This is a genomic window from Rhizobacter sp. P1_G5 (genome assembly GCF_056405435.1).
The window spans coordinates 1-4,076 of record NZ_JBFUCB010000559.1; the positions used below are offsets into that span (position 1 = coordinate 1).

At 68.4% G+C, this 4,076-nt stretch carries 6 protein-coding genes; all 6 read left to right on the forward strand.

The window, feature by feature from the left end; genetic code table 11:
- On the forward strand, positions 1 to 304 hold a 304-nt coding region (locus AC1D12_RS26860; RefSeq protein ID WP_477844061.1), incomplete at its 5' end, for a response regulator.
- Positions 301 to 1,458: a sensor histidine kinase gene (locus AC1D12_RS26865; protein ID WP_477828636.1), complete on the forward strand. Its 1,158-nt coding sequence runs from the start codon at positions 301 to 303 to the stop codon at positions 1,456 to 1,458. The genes AC1D12_RS26860 and AC1D12_RS26865, both read left to right, overlap by 4 nt.
- 28 nt (positions 1,459 to 1,486) lie before the next feature.
- Positions 1,487 to 1,849 carry a response regulator gene (locus tag AC1D12_RS26870; protein WP_477828637.1) on the forward strand — a complete coding sequence of 121 codons (363 nt, stop codon included), beginning with the start codon at positions 1,487 to 1,489 and terminating at the stop codon, positions 1,847 to 1,849.
- Positions 1,850 to 1,879: 30 nt separating this feature from the next.
- Positions 1,880 to 2,623: a 23S rRNA (guanosine(2251)-2'-O)-methyltransferase RlmB gene (gene rlmB / locus AC1D12_RS26875; RefSeq protein ID WP_477844062.1), complete on the forward strand. Its 744-nt coding sequence runs from the start codon at positions 1,880 to 1,882 to the stop codon at positions 2,621 to 2,623.
- 3 nt (positions 2,624 to 2,626) lie between these two features.
- A complete protein-coding gene (gene upp, locus AC1D12_RS26880) occupies positions 2,627 to 3,253 on the forward strand; it encodes a uracil phosphoribosyltransferase (RefSeq protein ID WP_047513330.1) in 627 nt (208 codons plus the stop codon).
- Between the two features lie 236 nt (positions 3,254 to 3,489).
- Complete coding sequence (locus AC1D12_RS26885; protein WP_047513327.1) at positions 3,490 to 3,945, forward strand: DUF302 domain-containing protein; 456 nt, start codon at positions 3,490 to 3,492, stop codon at positions 3,943 to 3,945.
- The last annotated feature ends 131 nt before the right edge of the window (positions 3,946 to 4,076 follow it).

Here is a 4,076-nt window from a genome sequence, read left to right on the forward strand (position 1 = left end):
AATGCTGGCCTACAGCGGCCGCGAGGCGCTGGAGGTGGTGCGCCAGCAGCGGCCCGCGCTGATCGTGCTCGACCTGATGATGCCGCAGCTGTCGGGCTTCGACGTGATCGAGGCGCTGCGCGGGCGCAGCGACACCGCCGACATCCCGATCATCGTGCTGACCGCCAAGCTGCTGACTGTGCAGGACCGGGCGCTGCTGAGCGGGCGGGTGCAGCAGGTGATGGAGAAATCGGAGTTCCAGCCGGCCAGCCTGCTGGCCGAGGTGAAGCGGGCGCTGACCAAGGGGCGGCAGCGACGGTCATGACGGCGAGCAACGGCACGTCACCCTCGATCCTGGTCGTCGACGACAACGCGGCCAACCTGAGGCTGTACCGTGCGACCCTGCAGGACGTGGGCGCCGAGATCCACACCGTCGATCACGGCGAACTCGCGCTCGAGCGCTTCGCGCAGCGCTCGTCGTGGGCGATGGTGCTGCTCGACGTGCACCTGGCCGGCATCAGCGGCTTCGATGTCGCGCGCCGGCTGCGCGAGCTGCCGGGCGGTGCCGACGTGCCGATCGTGTTCGTCTCGGCGATCTACACGCACGAGGCCGACACCTTCGCCGGCTACCGCATCGGGGCGGTCGACTACATCCTGTCGCCGGTGGTGCCGGAGATCCTGCGCGCCAAGGTCGCGGTGTTCGTGCGGCTGCACCGCATGCGCCGCGAGGCCGAGGCCCAGTCGATCGCGATGGAGCGCGCCTACCGCGAACTGCGCACCGCCCATGCCGAGATGGAGGCGTTCAGCTACTCGGTGTCGCACGACCTGCGCACGCCGCTCGGGCAGATCGCCGGCTTCGCGCAGCTGCTGCAGCAGGGGCACGGGCAGTCGCTGGATGCGAAGGGGCAGGGCTTCCTCGGCCACATCCAGGGCGCGGCCCAGCGCATGAACCGCCTGATCGACGACATGCTGGTGCTGGCGCGCATGACGCGCACCGAGATGCAGTCCGAGCCGGTCGACCTGTCGGCGATGGCCGGCGAGATCGTCGGCGAGCTGGCGCAGGCGCAGCCGGACCGCCACGTGGCGTGGCGGCACGACGACGGGCTGACGGCGCAGGGCGACCCCGGCCTGCTGCGGGTTGCGCTGTCGAACCTGCTCGGCAATGCGTGGAAGTACAGCGCCGCGGCACCGGTCCCGCAGATCGAGTTCCGTCGCGCCGGGGCGCAGGGCGACGACGCCTTCTGCGTGCGCGACAACGGCGCCGGCTTCGATGCCGCGGCCGCCGGCGAGCGGCTGTTCCGGCCGTTCCAGCGCTTCCACCCCGGCTCGCAGTTCCCCGGCAACGGCGTGGGCCTCGCGATTGCCCAGCGGGTGGTGACCAAGCACGGCGGGCGCATCTGGGTCGAATCGGCACCGGGCCGGGGCGCCAGTTTCTATTTCACGCTGCCGCCGCTGCCGGCGATTCCAGAACACGCCTGACACAGGCACAAGGCGAGGAAAAAAAACCATGGCACGCATCCTGGTCGTCGAGGACAACGCACAGAACCGCAAGCTCGCGCAACTCGTGCTGCAGAAGGGCGGGCACGACGTGCTGTGTGCCGAAGGCGGCGAAGAGGGCGTGAAACTGGCCCGCGAGCACCTGCCCGAGCTGGTGCTGATGGACATCCAGATGCCGGGCATGGACGGGCTGGAGGCGACGCGGCTGCTGCGTGCCGATGCGGCGACGGCCGGGCTGAAGATCATCGCGCTGACGGCGCTCGCGATGAAGGGCGACGAGGAGCGCATCCTGAACTCCGGGTTCGATGCCTACCTCGCCAAGCCGTTCGACTACGCCGAGCTGGTCGGGCTGGTGAAGCGCCACCTCGCCTGACGCCTGGCGCCCGGGAGGCACAATCCCCGGATGAGCAACAAGATCCTGTTCGGCTTCCACGCCGTCACGGTGCGGCTGAAGACCGCGCCGAAGTCCATCCTCGAGATCCACGTCGACACGAGCCGTCGCGACCAGCGCATGCGCCAGTTCGTCGAGCGGGTGAAGGAGGCCGGCGCCAAACTGGTCGACAGCGACGACGACCGCCTGCAGAAGCTGTGCGGTTCGCACCGCCACCAGGGCGTGGTTGCCCGCGTCGAGGCGATGGCGATGAGCCATTCGCTGGACGACACGCTCGACGCCGTCGAGGAAGTCCCGCTGCTGCTGGTGCTCGACGGCATCACCGATCCGCACAACCTGGGTGCCTGCCTGCGCGTGGCCGACGGCGCCGGCGCGCATGCGGTGATCGCCCCGAAGGACCATGCGGTCGGCATCAACGCCACCGTCTCCAAGGTGGCCAGCGGCGCGGCCGACACGGTGCCGTACTTCATGGTCACCAACCTGGCACGGACCTTGAATGAGCTGAAGGAGCGCGACATCCTGGTCGTCGGCACGTCGGACGACGCACAGCAGTCGTTGTACGACATCGACCTGACCCGGCCGCTCGCGCTGGTGCTCGGCGCCGAAGGCAGCGGCATGCGGCAGTTGACCGGCAAGACCTGCGACGTGCTGGTGCGGCTGCCGATGCGCGGTGCGGTCGAGAGCCTGAACGTCTCGGTGGCCAGCGGCATCTGCCTGTACGAGGCACTGCGCCAGCGGCTGAAGCAGGAGGACTGAACCATGCCGACGATTGCCGTCAACCACCCGCTGGTGCGCCACAAGATCGGCCTGCTGCGCGAGGCCGAGATCTCGACCAAGAAATTCCGCGAGCTGACGAACGAGCTGGCCCGGCTGCTCGCGTACGAGGCCACGGCCGACTGGCCTTTGACCAAGACGACGATCGAATGCTGGAGCGGCCCGGTCGAGATCGACCAGATCAGCGGCCGCAAGGTGACGGTGGTGCCGATCCTGCGCGCCGGCCTCGGCATGCTCGATGGCGTGCTCGACATGATCCCGAACGCGAAGGTCAGCGTGGTCGGCCTGTCGCGCAACCACGAGACGCTGCAGCCGGAGCACTACTTCGAGAACCTCGTCGGCCACCTCGACGAGCGCACTGCGCTGATCATCGACCCGATGCTGGCCACCGCCGGCTCGATGATCGCGACCATCGACCTGCTGAAGCGCCGCGGCTGCACCGACATCCGTGCGCTGGTGCTGGTGGCCGCGCCGGAAGGCGTCGCTGCACTGCAGCAAGCCCACCCCGACGTGCGCTGCTGGACGGCCGCCATCGACAGCCACCTCAACGAGCTGGGCTACATCATCCCGGGCCTCGGCGACGCCGGCGACAAGATCTTCGGAACCAAGTGAATTCGCGGCCTGCAGCGTGCTGCAGCGCCGCATGAATGTTCGTTGGATATCCCTATTGGTCGGGGGCCGTTCACCAAAGCGTCACCGCTTCAGGCCACACTCTGCGTTCGTGCTGAGCACAGTGTGACGGTAGCGACACCGTCGTTAACGGTGGAGCGACGTTGACTGACATTCGGACCCTTGAAGTACCGCTGTTCGAACCCTATCGTCTGTCGGTGACCCGAGGGAGACCCCCGATGAAGAGCCCGTTTCGTTTCTGGATGACCGGTGGCATTGCGATGATCGTCGCAGCCCTGGGTGGTACCCGCGCATTCGGTGCGGAAGAGCGCCTGACGCGTGCGAGCGTCAGCCGTTTCGGCGTGACCGAGACGGTGCAGCGCATCGAGGCCTGTGCCGAGCGGCACGGCATGCCGGTGCTGGTGCGGCTGCAGCAGAGCGTCGGTGAGGACAACGAGCGCCAGCGCCTGGTGATCGTGTTCGAATCGACGCAGGGCGGCACGCCGGTGCTGATGACGAGTTCCGATGCCTCGCCCGACCTGCTGCTGCGTGTCGTGGTGCAGCGTGGTGCGAACGGCAGCACCGAGGTGATGTGGCGCGGCGCGGCGCTCGACGAACTGCCCGAAGGGCTGTCGCCGGAACTGCTGCACGACCTGGCCGACCTGCCGGCGCTGGTGGCTGAAGCGCTGTCCTGATTGGCGCAAGTGGCGCAGTGGTGCGGAAGGCGGGTGCGGGGAGTCTGTGGCTCGCCGGCCGGTGCGGTCATCGCCCCTGGGGGCGATGACTGCCCTCCACTGACTGATTTCATGGCCCGTCGCCCAAACTC

Coding starts and splice junctions, on each gene's coding strand:
- rlmB (WP_477844062.1), top strand. CDS start 1,880: ATGAGCAACAAGATCCTGTTCGGCTTCCACGCCGTCACGGTGCGGCTG.
- AC1D12_RS26885 (WP_047513327.1), top strand. CDS start 3,490: ATGAAGAGCCCGTTTCGTTTCTGGATGACCGGTGGCATTGCGATGATC.
- upp (WP_047513330.1), top strand. CDS start 2,627: ATGCCGACGATTGCCGTCAACCACCCGCTGGTGCGCCACAAGATCGGC.
- AC1D12_RS26870 (WP_477828637.1), top strand. CDS start 1,487: ATGGCACGCATCCTGGTCGTCGAGGACAACGCACAGAACCGCAAGCTC.
- AC1D12_RS26865 (WP_477828636.1), top strand. CDS start 301: ATGACGGCGAGCAACGGCACGTCACCCTCGATCCTGGTCGTCGACGAC.